This window comes from Eikenella sp. HMSC071B05, from assembly GCF_001811325.1.
Taxonomy (GTDB): Bacteria; Pseudomonadota; Gammaproteobacteria; order Burkholderiales; family Neisseriaceae; genus Eikenella; species Eikenella corrodens.
The window spans coordinates 801,713-823,038 of the sequence record NZ_KV804551.1 but is presented as its reverse complement, the minus strand read 5'-3'; the positions used below and the strand labels follow the sequence as shown (position 1 = coordinate 823,038).

Here is a 21,326-nt window from a genome sequence, read left to right as displayed (position 1 = left end):
CCTTTTATTGTTTGGGCTGGCAGAACCTGCCCGCCAAACCGATTTAATAGTTCAGCCGTTGTAGGCGGGCGATGCGGTCGTCGAGGGTGGGATGGGTGCTGAACAGGGAGCGCAGGGTGCTGTCGTTGATGCCCATGGCGGCCATTTGGGGCGGCAGGCTGCTTTGGCTGCCTTTGAGCCGTTGTAGGGCGCAGATCATTTTGGGCGCGCCCACCAGTTTGGCGGCGCCGGCATCGGCACGGTATTCGCGCTGGCGGCTAAACCACATCACAATGATACCGGCCAGCCAGCCGAAGACCACTTGCAGCACCATGCTGACGATGGTTTGGATGGCGTTGCTGCCGCCATCTTGCTGCCGGTTTTGGCGCAGGGAGGAAGCAATCACGGAAGCGATGATTTGGGAGAAAAACAGCACAAAAGTGTTCACCACGCCTTGAATCAGGGTGAGCGTAACCATATCGCCGTTGCCGACGTGGGCCATTTCGTGTGCGAGCACGGCTTCCACTTCGTCGCGGCTCATGAGCTGCAAGAGACCGGTGCTGACGGCAACCAGCGAGCTGTTGCGGCTGGCGCCGGTGGCAAAGGCATTGGGCTCGGGCGATTCATAAACGGCCACTTCGGGGGTTTGCAGGTTCCATTGTTTGGCCTGTGCTTCCACCACGCGCACGAGCCAATCTTCGGTTTCGTTGCGCGGCTGGCGGATAACGTAGGCACCCACGGTCTGCTTGGCGCTGCTTTTCGACATGATGAGGGCAATCAGCGAGCCGGAAAAGCCGGTGATGGCGGAGAGCAGCAGCAGGCCGGAGATGTCTTGCGGATTGAGTCCGAGCAGCCCGAACAGCAGTCGGGCAGCCAGGAGCACGGCCATATTGGTGAGGAGGAAGAGGATTATGCGCTTCACGGTATCGGTCTGGGTGGTTTGGTTTCAGGTAGCCTTTGGGCTTCTGCTTTATGTTTACTACTGGCCGCTGCGGCGTGATGTTGTTGTGCCGCCTTGGCGGGAATGTTGTTGGGTGTGCTGTTGGATGCGGTAGTTCCTTGGCGGAACTGGTTTATTGCTTTTATGCGGTAAAACGGAGGTTTCAGGTAGCCTTTTATTGTTGCGGTAATCAGGCAATATATTGCCATAAAATCGCTGCTTTGAGGCTACCTGAAAATCAGTTTCTTGGTTTCTTATCGTTAACTCAACCGGCCATCAATCCAGCTGGGCGACGGTTTTGCCGATGCCGCGCAGCTGGGCAAGTTTTTGTTCCACGGTTTGCTGCTGGCGGCGGAATTCGGCCAGCTCGGCAGTGGTGAGCCGTTTGGCGGGCAGGGCGACCCCGGCGGGGTTGACCGGCACGCCGTTGAGGCGCACTTCATAGTGCAGGTGCGGGCCGGTGCTGCGGCCGGTGGTGCCGATGAAGCCGATGATGTCGCCGGCGCGTACACGCTGACCGGGGGCGGCATTAGCGGAAAATGCGCTCATGTGGCCATAGAGCGTTTGCATGCTGTCGCTGTGGCGCAGGATCACGGTATTGCCGTAGCCGCCTTTGGGGCCGCGGAATTCTACAATGCCGTCGGACGGGGCGTGAATTGGCGTGCCGGCGGGGGCGGCGTAGTCGATGCCGGTGTGCATGCGCAAATAGCCTAATATCGGGTGGACGCGCACGCCAAAGGGCGAGCTGATGCGGCTGCCCGGCACGGGCTGGGTTTCAAAACCTTTCTTCAGCGGCTGGCCGTGTTCGTCGTAGTAGCGGCCGTTGCCGTCTTCGCCGAAGTAGTAGGCGCGGTAGAGCTTGCCTTGGTGGCTGATTTCCACCGCGAGGATGTCGCCCATGGAAATTTGCTGGCCGTGAAAGTAGTTTACCTGATAAAGAATGCGAACGGTATCGCCGGCTTCGAGTTTGTAGAGATCGAGCCGGTTACTGAACAGTTCGCGCAGGGAATCACGGACTTCGGCAGGGATTTCGGCACGCGACATGGCGCCGGCGGTGGTGCCGCTGGAGCGGATGATAACGGATTTGAGCGTGGACAGGGTGGTGGTTTTCACGTCGTCGGTTTTGGCCTGCCAGCGGTTGCCGGCATAGGCTAAATCAACCAGTTGGGTTTCGCCGTTGTCGTCGTCGTTGAAAAACTGCACCTGCACGGGGCGGCGCTGGGCATCGAGCCTGAGGCTGACGGTTTGGTCGGGGTGCAGGTGGGGCTGTTTGCCTTCTGAGGCGGCAGCTTGGGTAATATCCTGAATTTGCTGGGCGGAAAGGTTAAAACGTTCCAACACGTTGCGCAGGGAGTCGCCGGGCTGGATGACTTCATCGCTCCAGTAGCCGGTGGCCGGGGTTTTGCCTTTGGCGCGCACGGTGGCGAGTTTTTCCACAATGCGTTTGCTCTGCATCGCGCCTTCCGGCTTGGCGGAGGCGGCAGCGATGATGGCAATTAAAATGAACACGCCCAGCAGCGCAGTGGCCACAACAAGGGCGATGCGGGCACGGCGTGGCAGGCGGGAAAATAGGGCGGATGGGGACACGATTTGGCAGGATGCCGTTGCGGCAAACGGGTCTATCAGAAGCGCGCTATTTTAATGGATAGGCAGGGCAGGGCGGGTGCCGCTTTGCGGTTTTTTACTTGTTATTGGACTAGGATGCAGCTGGAAACCGACACAGGGGAGGCAAACAGTTGGGTTTGATTGGGGATTTTGGCTTCAGGCAGCCTGTTCTTTGCGTAAAGGCTACCTGAAAAATGTTATGAACGCTGGGTAGCGGCGGAACATGGTATCGGCTTATACCTTTACTGAATAATTTTCAGGTAGCCTTTATTGTTTGTAAAAGGCTACCTGAAAAGCAAAACAACGTTTTGTGTATTAACTATCCTGCTGTTGATTGAGCCGGATAAATTCGGCCATGGTCATATCGGCAGCGGTGATGGCGGGGGTCATGATTTGTTGCACGGTGCGGCCGATGGAATCGTTAGTGTGGGTATGGCTGCCATACACGAACAGCTGGAATAAGTCGGCCACGCGGATGGCTTCGGGGCTGGTTTTCAGCATCCAGCCGTTGCGCAGGCTTTGCGCAATGTAGCCGCGTCGCGCGAGTTGTTCCAGCAGGTCGCCCAGTTCGTCGTAGCCCAGCTGGATGTGGCGGCGGAACTGTTGGGTTTTCAGGCTCTTGCCTTGGCTTTGTGCTTGGGCGAGCAGGGTGAGGATGCCTAAGGCGTCGTGAAACCGCGTGCCGTGGCAGCCTTGGCGGCGGAAAGCGTCGCCTTCCCAATAGGAAAGCGAGGCGGCCAGGAGCGCACCGCTGAGGATGACAATCCAGTTTAAGTTGAGCCACAGCAGGAACATTGGCACGGCGGCAAAGGTGCCGTACACCAACTGGTAGTTGTTGAAGTTGGCCACATACACGCCGAAACCGCGCCGCAACAGCTCGATAGACACGGCCGCCAGCGCGGCGCTGATCAGTGCATGGCGGAGGGGTACATAGCGGGCTGGCACGAGTTTGTAGAGCAGGCAGAGCATGCTCCAGGTAGCGGTGAGGGCAACCGTGAATTGCAGCAGCGAGGCGAGCAGCGGGTAGTGCAGATAAAACAGGGTGCGCCGCCACACGATACCCCACAGCGACATGCCCACGCCTACCAAAAGCGGCCCCAGGCTGAGCAGTGCCCAATAAACCAGCACGCGGGTAACGATGCTGCGCGGGCGTTTCACCCGCCAGATTTGGTTGAATGTGCGCTCAATGGTATGCACCAACATCAGCGAGGTGATGATCATCATGGCGATGCCGATGGCGGTGAGGCGGCTGGCGTGGTCGCGGAATTGGAAAATGTAGTCGCTCACCGCCGCCACGCCGGCCGGCATCATGATTTCCGACACCAAGCGGTGAAACTGAGCGGAAAAATCAGCAAACACGGGAAAGGCAGATACCACCACCACGACCACGGTAAACAGCGGCACCAAGGCCAGCAGCGTGGTAAACGTGAGGCTTGACGACACCTGCGGAATGTTCACTTCATAAAAACGCGCATAGAGAAAACGGGCAAACGCCAGCGTCCGCGAGCGGCGCAGGGGTTCGGGTAGGGAGAATTTTGGCAGTAGGCGCATGGTGTGTTGGGGCTACCTGAAAATCTGTTTTGTTTTTTCAGGTAGCCTGTATATTTGGTTTAAATGATGCCGGCTGAGTGTTTTAAAATAATAGCGTTGCGGGGCAATCGAATCAGTCGGCCTGCCGCATTGTAAAATAATGTTATTGAAAAGACAAAACCACCCTGCCAGGGCAGGGCGGGAGCGAGGCAAATCATGAACATCACCGTATTGGCCGTGGGCAACAAAATGCCCGGTTGGGTGGACGAAGCCGTGAAGGCATACGCCAAACGTTTCGGCCGCGACATCAAATACACCTTGAAAGAAATCAAGCCGGAAAAACGCGGCGCGGGCGTGAATGCGGCGCAGGGCATGGCGGCGGAAGAAAAACGCATCTTGGAAGCCATGCCGGCCGATGCGTTTTTGGTGGTGTTAGACGAGCGCGGCGTTGCGCCCACTTCGCAGGAGCTGGCAGGCTACCTGAAAAAATGGCAGCAGAACGGCCGGCATGTTTGCATGGTAATCGGCGGGGCAGACGGGCTCACCGAGCGCATCAAACAACAAGCCGGCCTGATGCTGCGCCTCTCCAGCCTTACCCTGCCGCACGGCATGGTGCGCGTGTTGCTCACCGAACAGCTGTATCGGGCGGTGTCGATTCTGCATAATCATCCGTATCATCGTGAGTAATAGTTTGGTGAAAACCGCGCATAAAAAATCGCCCCGACAAAAGCGGGGCGCAAAAGGAACACAAACCACTACCAAAATTGGGCATCCCGCCATCAGGCAGAATGTTGAAATTTGGCGGTTCGGCACAAGGCAGAGCAACCTTGCTTCGCCGAACGTGAATGCATCATACCGAAAAGCAGCTAAATTAGCAAATGATAATTATTTTTATTATATTAAAATGATGTAATATCTTGTTAATTTGGTGCGCTATAATTTATGAAAAATAAGTTAAATCAATGCAGTGAAGCCTAAATCTGCCTGTCAGCAGCTACTCTGGCATTTCCCGTCAGCTCACTCTAAATCAACGCATCCTAGGTACGACTGCTAATCCTGATTCAAAGTTAATCTGCTATGGGGTAAGATGCCGACCGTTTGCCAACATTATAAAGCTCTGCCCTGATGAAACATTTGCGCCAAATCATTCTTGATACAGAAACTACCGGTTTCTACTACGACCGCGACGACCGCCTCATCGAATTTGCCGGCCTGGAAATGATCGACCGCCGCCTCACCGGCAACTATCTGCATTTATACGTCCACCCCGAGCGCGACATTCCCGAAGAAGCCGCCAAAGTGCACGGCATCACGTTAGACCAGCTCGAAGGCAAGCCCAAGTTTGCCGAAATCGGGCAGCAGATTGCCGATTTCATTGCCGGTGCCGAGCTGGTTATCCACAACGCCCCGTTCGACGTGGGCTTTCTCAACGCCGAATTCCGCCGGGCCGGCCTGCCGAGCGTGGAGGAGCTGACTGCTAATGTGGTAGATACGCTGGTGATGGCGCGTGCCTTGTACCCCGGCCAGAAAAACTCGTTGGATGCCTTGTGTACCCGCCTCGAAGTCGATCGCAGCAAACGCGTATTCCACGGCGCATTAATCGACTGCGAACTGCTGAGTGAAGTTTATCTGGGCATGACCCGCTCGCAATTCAGCCTGGCCGACCAGTTTGCCGAAGAAGAAAGCGCCGAAGCCGATGCGCCCGCCGTGGTAATCGTGCCTACCGAACGCCCGGCGCAACTGAAAGTGCTGGCCGCCAACGCCGAGGAAAACGCCGCTCACGAAGCCTATCTGGACGAATTAGACAAAAAAGCCGAAGGCGGCAGCATCTGGCGGAAAACGCCATGAGCCGCTATTTTGCCCTCGTGCCCGCAGCAGGCGTGGGCAGCCGCTTCGGCGCCTCCCTACCCAAACAATACGTGCGGATAGCCGGCCGCACCGTGCTGGAGCACACCCTGCGCCGCCTGTTGGCCGAGCCGCAGATTGTTCAGGTAGCCGTAGTGTTGGCGCGGGATGATGCGTGGTTTGAACGGGAAGTGAGGCTACCTGAAAACTTGGCCGCCAAACTGCAAACGCTGTATTGCGGCGGCGAGAGCCGTGCCGAAAGCGTGTTTAACGGGCTGAGTTCGCTGCTGAAACACGGCGTGATGCGGCCGGACGACAAAGTGCTGGTGCACGATGCCGCCCGCTGCTGCCTGCCTGCCGAAGCCCTGTGGCGGCTGCTGGACGAAGCGGGACAGCATCCGGTTGGCGGCATTCTGGCTTTGCCCGTAGCCGATACGCTCAAGCGCGACAACGGCAGCGGCCATATCGCCGAAACCGTGAGCCGCAGCGGCCTGTGGCAGGCACAAACCCCGCAGTTATTCCCCGCCGCATTGCTGCAACGGGCGCTGGCTGATGCCAATCCGGCAGAAATTACCGACGAGGCCTCCGCCGTTGAGCGGCTGGGTTTGCAGCCCCTGTTGGTGCAGGGCGACAGCCGCAATTTAAAATTGACTTGGCCGGCAGACGAGAGGATTGCACGGCTGCTGTTGCAGGAAGAGGCTACCTGAAAAAATTCAGGTAGCCTGTTAAGTAGTAACGAATTTATCAAGCCAAACTTGCTGCTTAATAAGTACGCTAGAAGAAGATGATTATGACTAAAAGAATAATCTTTGCATGCGGCATATCTACTTTATTTTTATTTGTTTATTTTCTTTTTGGCCATAAGGAAATAGATGAAACAAAGTTACAAGGCCTTCATGACGGGCATATCCAGCTTAATAAAATAACAAATTTCAAATGGGATTATGCTGATTTATATGTACATAATGTAGATTTTCAGAAAATAGTTTTCTATAAAAATAATCATGTTGTTTTTACAGAAACGGTTCAGTTAAATAAATATGGCGATTTAGTATCTCAGTATTTGTTTACTGGTGAACGTGATGGCACATTGTACTATAAATGTAGCTTTGAGAGCGGAAAACTGCAATTTGTTGGAAAAGAGAAATTGGAATTATCCGGTGGTTTTCTTTATTTTTATAAGCCGATTGATTGTGTCCCTAACCAGGTTAATCCATTAAAGTAGGCTGGTATGAGAACCTGTTTTATAAAAGGCTACCTGAAAGTGCCATCTGGTTTTCAGGTAGCCTGAAAGAGCGGGCAAACTGCTGTTTGGAAGCGGTTTGCCCGTTGGTTTTGGCCGGATGGTTTAGGCGGCTTCCCCGGAAGTGACCGAATACGCTTTGCTCTCGTGCCCGTCTTCATCGATGATTTGGCGCACGGCGGCGGCGAGGGCGGTGCGGGTCATGTATTGGCGAGGGATGGCGGGGAGCTGTTCGTGCAGCTGGTAGGCGGTATCGTCGCCGTTGGCGAGGCCGCAGGGGCGCAGGATGGTCCAGGCGAGGGGGCTTTGGCGCAGGGCGTTTTCGGCTTCGGTTTTGGTGGCCACGGCTTCGCCCAAGGCTTGTTTGAACATGTCGCTCATCAGGGGGTATTGTTCGCCGCAGCCCATGCTGGTGACGAGGATGAGGCGGGCTTTTGGGGCGTGCTGTTCGAGGGCGCGGATGATGTGGAGGTTGCCGGTGGCGTCGCTGCGGATGCCTTGTTCGTTTTTGCCGCCGACAAAGCTGACGACGGTATCGGGCCGGTATTGCTGCACGGCTTGGGCGACGGCTTCTGCGTCAAGTGCGTCGGCAACGGTGGTGCGGATGTGTTGGTTGGCGAAAAATTCGTCTGCTTGTTGCTCCGGCAGCCTTAATGCGGCGACGGCGGTTTCGCGTTCGAGACGGCTTAATTGGTGGATGAGTTGGCGGCCACTGGGGCCGTTGGCGCCGAATATCATCAGCATGGGGTGCTCCTGTTGGGGGTTGAATGGGTGCAGGCTGCTTTTTGGGGTTTCAGGTAGCCTTTAAGCGGTGTTTCGGGGTTCGGTTTTAAACGGGGTTGCGGTTGCGCGGTTTTGCCCTCTCCCTAACCCTCTCCCGCGGGAGAGGGGATTAGGCTGCTGTTGCGCGGACGGTGTTTGTTTTATAGTGGATTAAAATTGCAATGATACGGCGTTGGCTCGCCTTAACGTACTACTTGTACGCCTTGCGGCTCGCCGCCTTGTCTCATTTTTATTTTAATCCACTATAGCCTTAAATGCTTGGCGTGGGTTTAGGCGAACAGGGCGCGCATGGCTTGGATTTGGTTTTGTTTGAGTTCGCCGGCTTCGTCGCGGCCGACGAAGATTTTGAACATGGCGCCGCCGTTGCGGTTCACAAAGTTGAGCGACACAGTGTCTTTGCCCATAAAGGGGCGTTCGATCAGGTAGATGGCGGCGCAGTTTTCGTAGTAGATGTGGCCGTGGATGCCGCCTTCTTCGGCGTGTTCGAAGTTGTAGAAGCCGCGGCCGACTTTGCCGTTGGGGATTTTTCCGGTCACTTCGGCAATCACGTCGGGGGTGTGGGCGATGAAGGTGACGGCTTCGTTCCAGCCGGCCAAGGCCTGCATGATTTCGACAAAGCGGCTGCCTTCGGTTTTTTTGACGAGCTGGGCGGGCAGGCAGTTGATCACGTCTTCAAAGCTGCATTGGTGCTGCCCGGCAAGCATTTCTAGGATTTGGCCGGGGTTTTCGGCCAGTGAGTTGCGCAATACGGTTTGTTGTTCGCTGGAGAGTTTTTGCATCGTGTTTTCCTTTTCATCAGGTGGGAGGGACATCATCAGTTTACGGGTGAGGGTGGGCGACCAATAACGGCCGCTGGTGTTGAGGATGGCTTGGCCGTCCTCGTGAATGGTGAGCAGATCGGCTTGCTGCCATTGGCGCAGCAGGGTTTGCGCTTCGGCGTTGCCGGCAAACAGGGTGGTGTCGATGCGGCCGAGTTCGATGTCGTGCTGCACTTGGCCGAGCAGGGTTTTGTGTTGGCCGTGGCTGCTCATGAAGGAGAGGGCTTTTTGGCCGGCCGGGGCGTTCAGGTAGCCTTTGAGGTCGCTTTGCACTTGGTAGCTGAAGCCGCCGAAGTTGCCGCCTGCGCCGGAACCGAAGGCGAGGCAGGGCATATTGGATTTGACGAGGGTGTTGTAGCGGTTGCGCTCGCCGCGGCCGGGGTAGGCGAAATGGTTGTTGCTGACTTGTTGCCAGCCGAGCCGCGAGAGTTCGCGCACGGCGTAGGCGTAGTGTTGGGATTGCACGTCGAAGCCGAGCGGCGGCGGGAATGCGCCTTTTTCAATCATGCGGTTGATGGGCAGGAAGGGGTAGCAGTTGAAGGCGTAGGTGTCGAGGCCGGACAGGGGCAGGCTTGCGGCGCGTTCGATGTCATGTGCCCAGATGTCGTCGGTTTGGCCGGGCAGGCCGAAAATCAGGTCGGCCACAATCACGGCATCGAGGCCGCATAGTTCTTTTAGATAGCCATAGGCTTCTTCGCCGCTGTGTTTACGCCCGAGACGGCGGCGAATGGCGGTGTTGAAGGTTTGAATGCCGATGGAAATGCGGTTCACGCCGGCTTCGACGGCGGCGCGGGCTTTGTCGAGCCCGAAGTGGCTAATGCGGCCTTCAAGGGTGAATTCGCAGTCGTCGGCCAGCGGCAGGTATTGGTAGCAGGCGCGGATGAGGCGCACCAAATCGGGCGTGTCCAGCGCGGTGGGCGTGCCGCCGCCGAAATACACGGCTTGGATTTTGCCGTTGCCGCTGCGCTGTTCGGCTTCGGCAGCCAGCTCTTCAATCACTTTGTCCACATACACGCCGCCGTGCTCTTCTTTCCAGGCGTTGCGGTAGAAGCCGCAGAACACGCAGTGGTTGGCGCAGAAGGGAATGTGGAGGTAGGCCAGGCCGTCTTCATCGAGCGAATGGGCGATTTGGCTTTGCCACAGTTTCTGCCATTGCGGCATCGGCACGGGCACGCCGCCCCAAATCGGCATCAACGCCTGCCTTTCGGGAAAGGCCTGCGGCGCTGCTTCTTTCGACGGCCAGCGGATGGTTTGGATGGCGGGCGGGGAGGCGGTGGTGGGCATAGGATTTCTTATGGTTAGATGGTAAACAAAATAAGAATTAATTTTACTACACAGAAGGGTGTTGCTGAAATAGCAGAGCAGGGGCATTTTGCTTGGCATTGTTTTAGCAGTTTATTTTTATAAGCTTTTTATGAATAAAGGCTACCTGAAAAACCACGATGGTGGTTTCAGGTAGCCTTTTCTATGTCTGGCAGAATTGCCGAAGCTTAATTTCACTTTATGCCAGTTTGCAAAAAAATAGGCAGCCGGCGTACAACCGGTCTGCCCATGTTTTGCTGCCAGCGGCTATTTTTCTTCCCGCAGCTCGCGGCGCAGGATTTTGCCCACGTTGGATTTGGGCAGCTCTTCGCGGAATTGGATGTCTTTCGGCACTTTATAAGCGGTGAGCTGGGTGCGGCAGAAGGCGATGAGTTCTTCGCGGGTGAGCGCCGGGTCTTTTTTTACCACGAACAGGCGCAGGGCTTCGCCGGTTTTGTTGCTGGGCACGCCGATACAGGCGGCTTCCAGCACCATCGGGTGTTTCGTCACCACGTCTTCCACTTCGTTCGGATACACATTGAAGCCGGACACCACAATCATGTCTTTTTTGCGGTCCACCAGCTTGATGAAGCCTTTTTCGTCCATTTTCACCATATCGCCGGTGGCGAGGAAGCCGCGTTCGTCCATCACGGCGGCGGTTTCTTCGGGGTGTTGCCAGTAGCCCTGCATGATTTGCGGACCTTGGATGCACAATTCGCCGATTTCGCCCAGCGGCACTTCGTTGCCGTCGTTGTCGCGGATTTCTATCGCGGTATTGGAGATGGGTAGGCCGATGGTGCCGTTATAGTCGCTGATGTTCAGCGGGTTGGCGCACACGCCGGGGCTGGCTTCGGTGAGGCCGTACACTTCCACAATCGGCTGGCCGGTGAGCGCTTTCCATTGTTTGGCCACGTTTTCCTGCACCGCCATGCCGCCGCCCAGGCACAGTTTCCAGCTGGAGAAGTCCACGCTTTGGAAGTCGGGGTGGTGGAGCAGGGCGTTGAATAGGGTATTGACGGCGGGCAGTACGCTCACGCGGTACTTTTTCAGTTCTTTGATGAAGAATTTAATATCGCGCGGGTTGGTAATGAGCAGGTTTTGCGCACCGATGCGGGTGAAGATCATCAGGTTTACCGTGAGTGCGAACACGTGGTACATCGGCAGCGCGGTTACCACCAATTCGCCCTCAACAGTGAGGTTGGATTGAATCCACTCTTCGGCCTGCAGCATATTGGCGCAGATATTGCCGTGCGAGAGGACGGCGCCTTTGGATACGCCGGTGGTGCCGCCGGTGTATTGCAGGAAGGCGGTGTCTTCGAGCGTAACCGGCACGGGATGGAAGGTGTGCGCTGCACCTTGTTTGAGCGCGTGGTTGAAGCGCACGAAGTGGGGTAATTCATAGGGCGGCACCATTTTTTTTACATGGCGCACAATCAGGTTCATCAGGCCGCCTTTGAAGAAGCCGAGCAAATCGCCCACCGAGGCGAGGATGATGTGTTTCACATCGGTTTCGGCCACCACTTCAGCCAGCGTGTGGGCAAAGTTTTCCAACACCAGAATAGTGGTGGCGCCGCTGTCTTTCAGCTGATGTTGCAATTCGCGCGGGGTATAGAGCGGGTTTACGTTCACCACGATGCCGCCGGCCTGCAAAATGCCGAATACGGCCACGGGGTATTGCAGCAGGTTGGGCAGCATCACGGCCACGCGCGCGCCTTTTTCCAGCTTGAGCACGTTTTGCAGATAGGAGGCAAACTGCTCGGCCAGGCGCGCGGTTTGGGCATAGGTTTGCACCTTGCCGAAGTTGGTGAAGCCGGAGCGCTTGCCGTAGAGATAGGCAGTTTCGTGGAATACTTCGCAGATTGAGCTGTAGCGGCGCACGTCGATTTCGGGGCGTACGCCTTCCTGATAACTTTGCAGCCAGATTTTTTCCAATTTGGTCTCCTGATAGGGGCTACCTGAAAATTTAGCTTTGCAGCAATTTGTTGCGCCGTGCTTTCAGGTAGCCTTTAAGGTTTGTGTTGCTGGGTTTTATGTTTGGTTTAAAGGAGTTAAACGCCTGCGCCGGCTTGGTCGATAATGCCGCCGCCCAGGCAAACTTCGCCATCATACAACACGGCGGATTGGCCGGGGGTAACTGCCCATTGCGGTGTGTCGAATACCAGCTCGGCGGAATCATCGCCCAAATAGCACAGCTGGCAGGGGGCATCGGCCATGCGGTAGCGGGTTTTGCAGGTGTAGCGGCCTTCGGGTGGGCGGCTGCCGTGTGCTTCACCGGGGTGTTCAGGTAGCGTCCAGCTTAATTGGCTCATGGTGAGGCTACCTGAAAATAACAGCGGGTGTTGGTGGCCTTGCACCACGATTAAGCGGTTGGCGGCCAAATCTTTGCCGGCCACAAACCACGGCTCGCCTGCGCCGCCGATGCCTAAGCCTTTGCGCTGGCCGAGGGTGTAGAACATCAGGCCGACGTGCTTGCCCACGACTTTGCCTTCGGGCGTCACCATATCGCCTTCGCAGGTGGGCAGGTATTTTTGCAGAAATTCGCGGAAGGGGCGTTCGCCGATGAAGCAGATGCCGGTGCTGTCTTTTTTGGCGGCGGTGGGCAGGCCGGCTTCGGCGGCGATGCGGCGCACTTCGGGTTTTTCCAAGTGGCCTAGCGGGAAGAGGGCGCGCTCGAGCTGATGGGGCTGGAGGCGGTAGAGGAAGTAGCTTTGGTCTTTGTTGGCATCCAGGCCTTTGAGCAGATAATGTTTGCCGCCACGCACTTCTTTGCGGGCGTAGTGGCCGGTGGCGATGGCTTCGGCGCCTTGCTCGACGGCGTAATCCAAAAAGCATTTGAATTTGATTTCGGCGTTGCACAGCACGTCGGGGTTGGGGGTGCGGCCGGCTTGGTATTCCTGTAGGAAGTAGGCGAATACTTTATCTTTGTATTGGGCGGCGAAATTGACGATGTCGATGTCGATGCCGATGATGTCGGCCACGGCGATGGCGTCGAAAGAATCCTGCTTGATGCTGCAGTATTCGTCGTTGTCGTCGTCTTCCCAGTTTTGCATGAACACGCCGCGCACTTGGTGCCCCTGCTGCTTGAGCAGGTGGGCGGTTACGGAGGAATCGACGCCGCCGGACAGACCGACGATGATGTTTTGCGAGGTAGGCATAGTGTTTGGTTTCGGGGTGGGGCTACCTGAAAATTTTCAGATAGCCTTTTAATTTTAAGACTGGCCTTGCCGTTTTTTCACGCTCACTTGGCGTTTTTTGGTTTTGGCTTTGCTGCGGGCTTTTTCATCGCGTTTGGCGATGCGGTTGCTCAAGGTGGTGCGGCGCAAGGGTTTGTTTTTGGTTTTTTCCGCCGTATCTTCGTAGGGGTTGTCGGAAATATTGTATTGGATGCGCAGCGGCGTGCCTTGCAGGTTGAAGGCTTTGCGGAAGGTTTGCGTGAGGTAGCGGGTGTAGCTGTCGGCCACGTGCTGCAGCGAATTGCCGTGAATCACGATCACAGGCGGGTTCATGCCGCCTTGGTGGGCGTAGCGCATTTTCGGGCGCACCAAGCCGGCGCGGGCGGGCTGCTGGCGTTCGATGGCCGATTGCAGCACGCGGGTGATTTTGGGCGTGGGCATTTTAATGAAGGCCGCGTCGTAGGCCGATTGGATGCTGGCAAACAGGCCGTCGATGCCGCGCTCTTTCAGGGCGGAGATGAAGTGGAATTTGGCGAAATCGAGGAAGTGCAGCTTGCGCTCGATGTCTTTTTTAATCGTGTTGCGCCGCTCTTCGGAAATGCCGTCCCATTTGTTTACCGCCACCACCAGCGCGCGCCCGGCTTCCAGCGCGAAACCGGCGATGGTGGCGTCTTGGTCGGCAATGTCTTGCTGCGCGTCCAGCACCAATACGGCCACATTGGAGGCTTCCACGGCCTGCATGGCTTTGATGACAGAGAATTTTTCTACCGCTTCTTCCACCTTGCCGCGGCGGCGCACGCCGGCGGTGTCGATGATGGTGAAGGGTTTGCCGTCGCGTTCGAAGTCGATGTGGATGCTGTCGCGGGTGGTACCGGCCATATCGAAGGCAATCACGCGCTCCTCGCCCAAAATGGCATTCACCAGCGTGGATTTGCCCACGTTCGGGCGGCCGATAACGGCGAACACGGGATGTTTGTTTTCTGGCTGCTCTTCTTCGGCTTCGGGGAAGTTTTCCAGCACTTCTTCCATCAGGTAGTACACGCCGTCACCGTGTGCACCGGAAATCACGTGCGGTTCGCCGAGCGCCAGCTCATAGAATTCGGCGGCCAATACGTCGCGGCGGCCGCCCTCACCTTTGTTTACAGCCAGATACACGGGGCGCGGCGATTGGCGCAGGCGGTCGGCGATGATTTTGTCTTGCGGCGTGAGGCCGGTGCGTGCGTCCACCAAGAAAATCACGGCATCGGCTTCATCCACGGCCTGCAGGGTTTGCTTGGCCATTTCGTGCAGGATGCCGCTGTCCACCACGGGCTCGAAGCCGCCGGTATCTACCACGAGATAGGGCTTGCTGCCTACTTTGCCGTGGCCGTAGTGGCGGTCGCGCGTGAGGCCGGGCAGATCGTGCACCAGCGCGTCTTTGGTGCGCGTGAGGCGGTTGAACAGGGTGGATTTGCCCACATTGGGGCGGCCGACTAGGGCGATGGTGGGTTTCATGATGTTGGTCTTTCTGTATCAGGCTGCCTGAGCCAGGCAGCGAGCAGGTGCGCGGAGGCACGGAAGGGTTGGTGTGGTTTCGTTGGAAGCGGGTTTTCAGGTAGCCTTTGATTGGGAGTGAGGTTGCCTAAAGTATGCAGGCGAGATTATAGCTGGTTATGAATGGTTTGGCTTGGGGAGATGGGCCGGATGGATTGGGAAGTGGTGGTTTTATAGTGGATTAAATTTAAATCAGGACAAGGCGGCGAGCCGCAGACAGTACACACGTTACGGCAAGGCGAGCCAACGCTGTACTGGTTTAAATTTAATTCACTATAGTTTACGGTGGGGCTAATGTTTTCAGGTAGCCTTCTTAGCAGCTGAAGGCTACCTGAAACCAGAAACCTGCCGCTCTTTAAAAACGGCAGGTTTCTATTTGGCTTACAGCAAGGTGTCCGACAGTGGAATATCCTGCGGCTGCACGGGCGTGGCGGGCAGGGGCCGCTCGCGCGGCTCAGTGCGGCGGCGCGGGGCAGGGCGGGTGCTGGCGGGAATCGGGGTTTCAGTGCTGCCGGCACCGTCGGTGAGCGCTTCCACGGCGCTGCCTTCAGGCAGGATTTCGTCTGTTTGCAGGGGTTCGGAGGCATCCACGGCTTGCGGGCGGCTCAGCTCGGCCGCGCCGTTTTGCCAGGCCACGGATTGCAATTTGCCTTGCACGCGGGCGTTGGCGTTTTGGCAGGTGATGCACACCAGGCGGCCGTTACGGCTGCGCAAAACGCTGTTGATGCGGGCGGGGTTGGCGGTGAGGCCGTTGGCCTGCGACCAGGCGTCGATGCTTTGGCGCAGGGCGGTGGTGTTCAGGTTGCGCTGCTGGTAGGGGTCGGCATAGGCGGCGAGCCAGAGGTGTTTGTTGGCATCGGCATTGAGACTGGCCAGTTGGTAGATCACGGCGGCATTGGCTCCGGTATGCACGCTGCGGGCGAATTGCAGCGCGTTGTTGCTGTGCATGCGCACACAGCCGTGGCTGCGGATGCCGGGCACGCTGGCGGGGGCGTTGGTGCCGTGGATACCCAAGCCTAAACGCGGCGGGCCCAAGCGCACAAATACCGGGCCCAGCGGGTTGCTCGGGCCGGGCGGAATGCTGCTGATTTCAGGCAGACCGGCGGCAGCACGCTCGCGGCGGATGCTGGCGGGGATAGACCAAGTGGGGTTGTAGGCTTTGGAACCGATGTTGTAGTTGCCCAGCGGGGTGCGGGTACGGTTTTTACCTACGGCCACGGGATAAACGTTTTTCAGTTGGCCGTTTTCATACAGGAAAAGGCGCATCTGCGGGATATTGATAACGACGTGCTGACCTGTGGCCACGGGTGAAAAATCGGGCAGCGGGGTGTTGTTGGCGGCGGCAGTACCGGCGGCGGCCAGAAGGCAAAGTAATGCGAGTTTCTTCATGGTAATCGTTGGGGAAAATAGGTTTGTGTGTTGTAAAGACAATAAATGGTGGCATGATACCCGAAACTGCCGCCGCCTGATGCGGCAGGCTACCTGAAAGCGGTAAAACGTGTTTTAATGCCACACATTATTCCGATTGCGGCGCCTGCCGTACGCGCGGCCGGCTTGGTTTGATTTGTTTGAATTCAATAAAATCATAAACTTAGCATCCATTCAGGCTGCCTGAAAGCCCCGGCGCCTGACGAAGCCCAAACTACCTCCCCTGCTTTTCTGTTTATCCACCTTATGGAGCAGCCATGCAACGCCATATCATCCAATCCCTGTTGGACACCGACCTCTATAAATTCACCATGCTGCAAGTGGTATTGCACCAGTTCCCACAGGCGCATGGCGTGTATGAATTCCGCTGCCGCAACCTAGACGAATGCGTGTATCCGCTGGTGGAGATCCGCAGCGAGCTGGAAGCCGAGCTCGATGCCCTGTGCACCCTGCGCTTCACCCCAGAAGAGCTCAACTATCTGCGCAGCCTGCGTTTTATTAAAAGCGATTTTGTGGATTATTTGGAGCTGTTCCAGCTCAAGCGCCGCTTCATCCAAGTGACCGTGGACGAGCAAAACCGGCTCTGCATCCGCGTGGAAGGGCCGATTATCCAAGCCATGTTCTTCGAGATTTTCGTGTTGGCGATTGTGAACGAGCTCTACTTCCGCCGTCTCGAAACCCCCGAGGTGCTGGCTGAAGGCGAACGCCGCCTGCAGGCCAAGGCCGATTTGCTGCGCAGCTATGCCGCCGCCCAACAGATAGGCGAGCCGCCCTTCCTTGTATCCGATTTCGGCACCCGCCGCCGCTACAACCTTGCCTGGCAGGAACACGTGGTGCACACGCTGAATCAAGCCGCCCCCAGCTGCCTGCGCGGCACCAGCAACGTTTATCTGGCCAAAAAACTCGGCCTTATCCCCATCGGCACCGTGGCGCACGAATTTATGCAGGCCTTCCAAGCCTTAGACGTGCGCCTGCGCGATTTCCAAAAAGCCGCGCTGGAAAGCTGGGTGCGCGAATACCGCGGCGACCTCGGGATCGCGCTCACCGACGTGGTGGGCATGGATGCCTTCCTGCGCGATTTCGACCTTTATTTCGCCAAACTCTTCGACGGCCTGCGCCACGACAGCGGCGACCCCTATGTGTGGGGCGAAAAAGCCTACGCCCACTACCAAAAACTCAAAATCGACAGCCGCACCAAAATGCTCACCTTCTCCGACGGCCTCGATTTGGAAAAGGCCTGGGCGCTGCACCAATACTTCAAAGACCGCTTCAAAACCAGCTTCGGCATCGGCACCAACCTCACCAACGACATGGGGCACAAACCTTTGAACATCGTGCTCAAGCTGGTGGAATGCAACGGCCAATCCGTGGCCAAGCTCTCCGACAGCCCCGGCAAAACCATGAGCGACAACAACACTTTCCTCGCTTACTTGCGCCAAGTGTTCCAAGTGGACGAAACGCCTAAATAGGATTTAGCTTGGTTGATATGCTTTTATGCTTTCAGGTAGCCTTTCTGCTGTGGGAAGGCTACCTGAAAAATTGTCGGGTTGAGGCTCAGGCCGTGGAGGCTCCACTAATCTGCTGTTTCTCTTGTTGGAGACAAACCTGCTATTTGCTTTGTTCAAAAGCGTTTTCAGGTAGCCTTGGGTTCAATCCTTAAAAGGCTACCTGAAAACTAGTTTGCCCAATCTTTTGGTGTGGCTCTCAAGTTGAAGGCAGTTAGCACAAACTTGTTGGCATCACAGTTGTTTGGGGTGTTCTGGTTTTCAAAATAAAGCTCTACGCCGCTTGTCAGCAACAAGCGCGTGTTGAGGGCAAAAGTTTTCTTTCTGAAATCGATGCCGTGGAAATTGAGTTTTTTGATAACGAAGGCAAGGCGCAGCTTTTTCGGGTGCTTGAAAATCCAAGGTTGTATGGCGATGTGGCTACCTGCATCCAGCTTGCCCCAAGGGAAACCGTCTGCATAAATATTGGTCAGTTCATCCCCCCGGAAGATCAAATCAATCGAGCCGTAACGCCAAATCACGCATTCGGCACCCGGCTCTTCGGGATAGACAGAGTCGGGAGGTGGGAAATAGGCAGCTAAGTGGGCTTTGGTTTGCCCCAGTTTCAGGCCGCCGAATTCGCCGCTGCGGCAGAAGTTGAGCATATTGATGGTGGGGATGGGCATGGTTTTATCCTAAACCGATGGGGTAGATTGGCTTTCAGGTAGCCTGTGGAAGGCTACCTGAAACATATAGCATGCTGTTTTGTATTTGTTTTTATTCAATCCTAGAGTTGGATTAAAGATGATTTGTGTAGCGGCAGCAAAGCTGCTTCACGCCGTGGTGTTGCTGACTTCGTCGCCCAGCAGTTCCTTCAGTCCGGCCTCATCCAGCACTTGCAGGCCGTTGGTGGCGGCGAAATCCATTAAGAATTGGAACATTGGCGGATTGATGGTTTCCAGCCGTTTGCCCACGGTTACGCTGCGCACTTTACCGATGAGCAGCGGGCGCACCCATTCGTGGTAGCAGAGGCGGTGTTCTTTGCCAAAAGAGGAGAGCAGGCCGCACAGCCGCTCGGCCCAATCGCTGGGGCGGAAGGGTTTGCCGTCGGCGGTGGCGCCGTAAATCACAATTTCGTCCGGATTTGGGGTGAACATTTCTAATGCTTCTCCTACAGATTGTTAATGAATTATAGCTGGATGCATGGTTTTGTTAAACCATTGTTGTGCGGCCGGCATCGGCTTTCGGGCGGCCTGAGGCTACCTGAAAAATATAAATTTCTGTAAAATAACACTTTATGATTTAAACCAACCCATTTATTTTTAAGGAAAACCATGCTCCAAACCCTCGAACTTTCCCAAGCCACCCGTTTAATCAACCACGGCCCCGTGGTGATGGTGTCCGCCAAGGCCGGCGGCGTGGAAAACGTGATGTCTGCCGCCTGGGCGTGTGCGCTGGATTATGCCCCCGCGCGTGTAACGGTGGTGCTGGATAAAGGCGCGTTCACGCGCGGCTTGTTGGAGCAGAGCGGCTGGTTTGCGCTGCAAGTGCCGCTGGCTGCACAGGCTGAAACCGTGCTGGCGGTGGGCAGCCAGAGCCACAAAAATAATCCGGCCAAGCTGGCTGACTGCGGCGTGGAACTGTTTTATCAAGCAGGCTTCGATGTGCCGCTGGTGCAAGGTTGCGGCGCCTACCTTATCTGCCGCCTGCTGCCCGAGCCGCACAACCAGCAAACTTATGATTTGTTTATCGGCGAAGTGGCCGCCGTGTGGGCGGACGACCGAGTGTATGCCGATGGCCGCTGGCTGTTCGACAGCGTGCCGGACGAATTGAAAACGCTGCATTATGTGGGCAACGGCCTGTTTTACCGCACGGGCAAGGGTTTGAAGGTGGGGTAGGCGTTTCGACTTTATTGCAGTTTGTGTTTGAACTTCGATGAAGTTTCGCTTTCAGGTAGCCTTTAGGCCTGACTGAGGCTACCTGAAAAATTGTCTGTCCCATTTCGTATTCGCCGCCTGCTGCCCCTGCCGCAGGCTTTGTTTTATAATCGCTTCCTTTTCCACCCCTTCGGACTTCTATTATGAAATGGCTGAGCCGCCTGGCCGTCATCCTCACAACCGTATACCGCTTCGGGCTGGCCGATCTTTTGGCTGCGCGTGGCAAAACCCCTTGGTTTGTCAAACTGTTGCCGCGCTCAGGCAAAATGCGCGATACGCCTCTGCCGGTATGCCTGCGCCTGGCGTTGGAGAGCCTGGGGCCGATTTTCGTGAAGCTCGGGCAGGTGCTTTCCACCCGGCCGGATTTGCTGCCGGCGGCCTATGCGCTGGAATTGAGCCGCCTGCAAGATAAAGTGCCGCCGTTTGATGCGGATTTGGCGCGGCAGCAGATTGAAGCATCGTTCGGGCGGCCGGTGGAAGAAATCTATGCCGAGTTTGAAGCCGAGCCGGTAGCGGCGGCTTCGGTGGCGCAGGTGCACCGCGCGCGGTTGTTTGGCGGCGAGGCGGTGGCGGTGAAAGTGTTGCGGCCGAATCTGGAGCCGGTGATCGAGCAGGATTTGGCGCTGATGCGCACCGCCGCGCGGCTGATCGAAAAGCTGCTGCCCGACGGCAAACGCCTGCGCCCGCGCGAAGTGGTGGCCGAGTTCGACAAATATCTGCACGATGAGCTTGATTTGCTGCGCGAAGCGGCCAATGCCAGCCAAATCGGGCGCAATTTCAGCGGCAGCACCATGCTGCGAGTGCCGAAGGTGTATTACGATTATTGCAGCGAAAGCGTGATGACCATGCAGTGGATGGATGGCACGCCGATTGCCGAAGTGGCCGAGCTGCAGCGGCGCGGCGTGGATTTGAAACGGCTGGCGCGCTACGGCGTGGAAATCTTCTTCACCCAAGTGTTCAAACACGGCTTTTTCCATGCTGATATGCACCCGGGCAATATCTTGGTGGACGACGAAGGCCGCTATATCGCGCTGGATTTCGGTATTGTGGGCAGTCTCACGGACTACGACAAACGCTACCTCGCCATCAATTTCCTCGCCTTCTTCAACCGCGACTATCACCGTGTGGCCACGGCGCATATCGAAAGCGGCTGGGTGCCGGCGGATACGCGACCGGAAGAATTGGAAGCCGCCGTGCGTGCCGTATGCGAGCCGTTTTTCAACAAGCCTTTGGCCGAAATCTCCTTCGGCCTGGTACTGATGCGGCTGTTTGAAACCAGCCGCCGCTTTAACGTGCAAATCCAGCCACAGCTGGTGTTGCTGCAAAAAACCCTGCTCAACATCGAAGGATTGGGCCGCCAGCTGGATCCGCAGCTGGATTTATGGGAAACGGCCAAGCCGTTTTTGGTGAGCTGGATGAACGAACAGGTGGGTGTGAAAGCCTTGTGGCGCAATCTGAAGCAGGAAGCCCCCGACTGGGCGGAAATCCTGCCCGCCCTGCCGCGCAAACTGAATATGCTGGTGGATGAAGCCCGCCAACAGGAAATGCGCGATGCCTACCTGCACCTGGTGCGCACCCAGCAGCGGCAGAATATGTGGCTCGCACTGATTGCGCTGATGCTGTTACTGATGGCGCTGTTGGATTAACTGGCGGCAGGATGAAAGTTGTCTTGGCGTAGCAAGAAATGCTCGTGTTAAAGGCTACCTGAAAAGTTTCAGGTAGCCTT

General features: G+C 56.6%; 17 protein-coding genes and 1 pseudogene. 7 read left to right on the top strand and 11 right to left on the bottom strand.

The annotated features are described in order from the left end of the window. Positions 1 to 43: 43 nt before the first annotated feature. From htpX to HMPREF2796_RS10120, 3 genes are all read right to left on the bottom strand, one after another. Complete coding sequence (gene htpX, locus HMPREF2796_RS10130) at positions 44 to 901, bottom strand: protease HtpX (RefSeq protein ID WP_070633339.1); 858 nt, start codon at positions 899 to 901, stop codon at positions 44 to 46. Positions 902 to 1,195: 294 nt separating this feature from the next. After that, positions 1,196 to 2,506, bottom strand: a complete 1,311-nt coding sequence (locus tag HMPREF2796_RS10125; protein WP_081253985.1) for a M23 family metallopeptidase — start codon at positions 2,504 to 2,506, stop codon at positions 1,196 to 1,198. Positions 2,507 to 2,839: 333 nt separating this feature from the next. Then, positions 2,840 to 4,075, bottom strand: coding sequence for a YihY family inner membrane protein (locus tag HMPREF2796_RS10120; RefSeq protein WP_070633337.1), 1,236 nt, complete (start codon positions 4,073 to 4,075; stop codon positions 2,840 to 2,842). A gap of 195 nt (positions 4,076 to 4,270) precedes the next feature. Between HMPREF2796_RS10120 and rlmH the strand changes: the two genes are divergently transcribed. The 4 genes from rlmH (at position 4,271) to HMPREF2796_RS10100 (ending at position 7,124) form a co-directional block, all read left to right on the top strand. Beyond that, on the top strand, positions 4,271 to 4,741 hold the full coding sequence (gene rlmH, locus HMPREF2796_RS10115) for a 23S rRNA (pseudouridine(1915)-N(3))-methyltransferase RlmH (RefSeq protein WP_070633334.1): 471 nt from the start codon (positions 4,271 to 4,273) through the stop codon (positions 4,739 to 4,741). Positions 4,742 to 5,179: 438 nt separating this feature from the next. After that, on the top strand, positions 5,180 to 5,902 hold the full coding sequence (gene dnaQ / locus HMPREF2796_RS10110) for a DNA polymerase III subunit epsilon (protein WP_070633331.1): 723 nt from the start codon (positions 5,180 to 5,182) through the stop codon (positions 5,900 to 5,902). Beyond that, positions 5,899 to 6,606: a 2-C-methyl-D-erythritol 4-phosphate cytidylyltransferase gene (gene ispD, locus HMPREF2796_RS10105; protein WP_070633329.1), complete on the top strand. Its 708-nt coding sequence runs from the start codon at positions 5,899 to 5,901 to the stop codon at positions 6,604 to 6,606. The genes dnaQ and ispD overlap by 4 nt, the downstream gene beginning before the upstream one ends. Before the next feature lie 83 nt (positions 6,607 to 6,689). Next, the gene (locus HMPREF2796_RS10100; RefSeq protein ID WP_070633327.1) at positions 6,690 to 7,124 is read left to right on the top strand and encodes a hypothetical protein; all 435 of its coding nucleotides are present in this window, start codon (positions 6,690 to 6,692) and stop codon (positions 7,122 to 7,124) included. Between the two features lie 123 nt (positions 7,125 to 7,247). Here HMPREF2796_RS10100 and HMPREF2796_RS10095 read toward each other — a convergent pair whose 3' ends face one another. The 6 genes from HMPREF2796_RS10095 to HMPREF2796_RS10070 form a co-directional block, all read right to left on the bottom strand. Then, positions 7,248 to 7,886, bottom strand: coding sequence for an NAD(P)-dependent oxidoreductase (locus tag HMPREF2796_RS10095; protein ID WP_070633325.1), 639 nt, complete (start codon positions 7,884 to 7,886; stop codon positions 7,248 to 7,250). Positions 7,887 to 8,194: 308 nt separating this feature from the next. Next, a complete protein-coding gene (gene hutW, locus HMPREF2796_RS10090; RefSeq protein ID WP_070633323.1) occupies positions 8,195 to 10,027 on the bottom strand; it encodes a heme anaerobic degradation radical SAM methyltransferase ChuW/HutW in 1,833 nt (610 codons plus the stop codon). A 285-nt stretch (positions 10,028 to 10,312) separates the two neighbouring features. Next, entirely contained in the window at positions 10,313 to 11,977 is a 1,665-nt protein-coding gene (locus HMPREF2796_RS10085; protein ID WP_070633322.1) for an AMP-binding protein, read from the bottom strand. A gap of 116 nt (positions 11,978 to 12,093) precedes the next feature. Next, positions 12,094 to 13,200 (bottom strand): tRNA 2-thiouridine(34) synthase MnmA, encoded by a 1,107-nt coding sequence (mnmA, locus tag HMPREF2796_RS10080; RefSeq protein WP_070633320.1) that lies wholly within the window; start codon positions 13,198 to 13,200, stop codon positions 12,094 to 12,096. A gap of 54 nt (positions 13,201 to 13,254) precedes the next feature. Then, a complete protein-coding gene (der, locus tag HMPREF2796_RS10075) occupies positions 13,255 to 14,712 on the bottom strand; it encodes a ribosome biogenesis GTPase Der (protein ID WP_070633318.1) in 1,458 nt (485 codons plus the stop codon). A 420-nt stretch (positions 14,713 to 15,132) separates the two neighbouring features. Continuing rightward, positions 15,133 to 16,140 carry a L,D-transpeptidase gene (locus tag HMPREF2796_RS10070; protein ID WP_070633317.1) on the bottom strand — a complete coding sequence of 336 codons (1,008 nt, stop codon included), beginning with the start codon at positions 16,138 to 16,140 and terminating at the stop codon, positions 15,133 to 15,135. A gap of 296 nt (positions 16,141 to 16,436) precedes the next feature. Between HMPREF2796_RS10070 and pncB the strand changes: the two genes are divergently transcribed. Then, positions 16,437 to 17,648 (top strand): nicotinate phosphoribosyltransferase, encoded by a 1,212-nt coding sequence (pncB, locus tag HMPREF2796_RS10065; protein ID WP_064083901.1) that lies wholly within the window; start codon positions 16,437 to 16,439, stop codon positions 17,646 to 17,648. Between the two features lie 206 nt (positions 17,649 to 17,854). On the opposite strand, the gene HMPREF2796_RS10060 is transcribed toward pncB, so the two are convergent. Continuing rightward, positions 17,855 to 18,349, bottom strand: a complete 495-nt coding sequence (locus tag HMPREF2796_RS10060; protein WP_070633315.1) for a hypothetical protein — start codon at positions 18,347 to 18,349, stop codon at positions 17,855 to 17,857. A 183-nt stretch (positions 18,350 to 18,532) separates the two neighbouring features. Beyond that, positions 18,533 to 18,820: pseudogene (locus HMPREF2796_RS10055) on the bottom strand (DUF3579 domain-containing protein); the annotation flags it as partial. A gap of 177 nt (positions 18,821 to 18,997) precedes the next feature. Between HMPREF2796_RS10055 and HMPREF2796_RS10050 the strand changes: the two are divergent. Together HMPREF2796_RS10050 and ubiB are read left to right on the top strand one after the other, a co-directional pair. Beyond that, the gene (locus HMPREF2796_RS10050) at positions 18,998 to 19,561 is read left to right on the top strand and encodes a flavin reductase family protein (protein WP_070633314.1); all 564 of its coding nucleotides are present in this window, start codon (positions 18,998 to 19,000) and stop codon (positions 19,559 to 19,561) included. A gap of 182 nt (positions 19,562 to 19,743) precedes the next feature. Then, positions 19,744 to 21,246 carry a ubiquinone biosynthesis regulatory protein kinase UbiB gene (gene ubiB, locus HMPREF2796_RS10045; protein ID WP_070633311.1) on the top strand — a complete coding sequence of 501 codons (1,503 nt, stop codon included), beginning with the start codon at positions 19,744 to 19,746 and terminating at the stop codon, positions 21,244 to 21,246. Positions 21,247 to 21,326: the final 80 nt, after the last annotated feature.

Coding starts and splice junctions, on each gene's coding strand:
- HMPREF2796_RS10060 (WP_070633315.1), bottom strand. CDS start 18,349: ATGCCCATCCCCACCATCAATATGCTCAACTTCTGCCGCAGCGGCGAA.
- pncB (WP_064083901.1), top strand. CDS start 16,437: ATGCAACGCCATATCATCCAATCCCTGTTGGACACCGACCTCTATAAA.
- dnaQ (WP_070633331.1), top strand. CDS start 5,180: ATGAAACATTTGCGCCAAATCATTCTTGATACAGAAACTACCGGTTTC.
- mnmA (WP_070633320.1), bottom strand. CDS start 13,200: ATGCCTACCTCGCAAAACATCATCGTCGGTCTGTCCGGCGGCGTCGAT.
- HMPREF2796_RS10095 (WP_070633325.1), bottom strand. CDS start 7,886: ATGCTGATGATATTCGGCGCCAACGGCCCCAGTGGCCGCCAACTCATC.
- HMPREF2796_RS10120 (WP_070633337.1), bottom strand. CDS start 4,075: ATGCGCCTACTGCCAAAATTCTCCCTACCCGAACCCCTGCGCCGCTCG.
- ubiB (WP_070633311.1), top strand. CDS start 19,744: ATGAAATGGCTGAGCCGCCTGGCCGTCATCCTCACAACCGTATACCGC.
- HMPREF2796_RS10100 (WP_070633327.1), top strand. CDS start 6,690: ATGACTAAAAGAATAATCTTTGCATGCGGCATATCTACTTTATTTTTA.
- rlmH (WP_070633334.1), top strand. CDS start 4,271: ATGAACATCACCGTATTGGCCGTGGGCAACAAAATGCCCGGTTGGGTG.
- HMPREF2796_RS10070 (WP_070633317.1), bottom strand. CDS start 16,140: ATGAAGAAACTCGCATTACTTTGCCTTCTGGCCGCCGCCGGTACTGCC.
- hutW (WP_070633323.1), bottom strand. CDS start 10,027: ATGCCCACCACCGCCTCCCCGCCCGCCATCCAAACCATCCGCTGGCCG.
- HMPREF2796_RS10050 (WP_070633314.1), top strand. CDS start 18,998: ATGCTCCAAACCCTCGAACTTTCCCAAGCCACCCGTTTAATCAACCAC.
- der (WP_070633318.1), bottom strand. CDS start 14,712: ATGAAACCCACCATCGCCCTAGTCGGCCGCCCCAATGTGGGCAAATCC.
- ispD (WP_070633329.1), top strand. CDS start 5,899: ATGAGCCGCTATTTTGCCCTCGTGCCCGCAGCAGGCGTGGGCAGCCGC.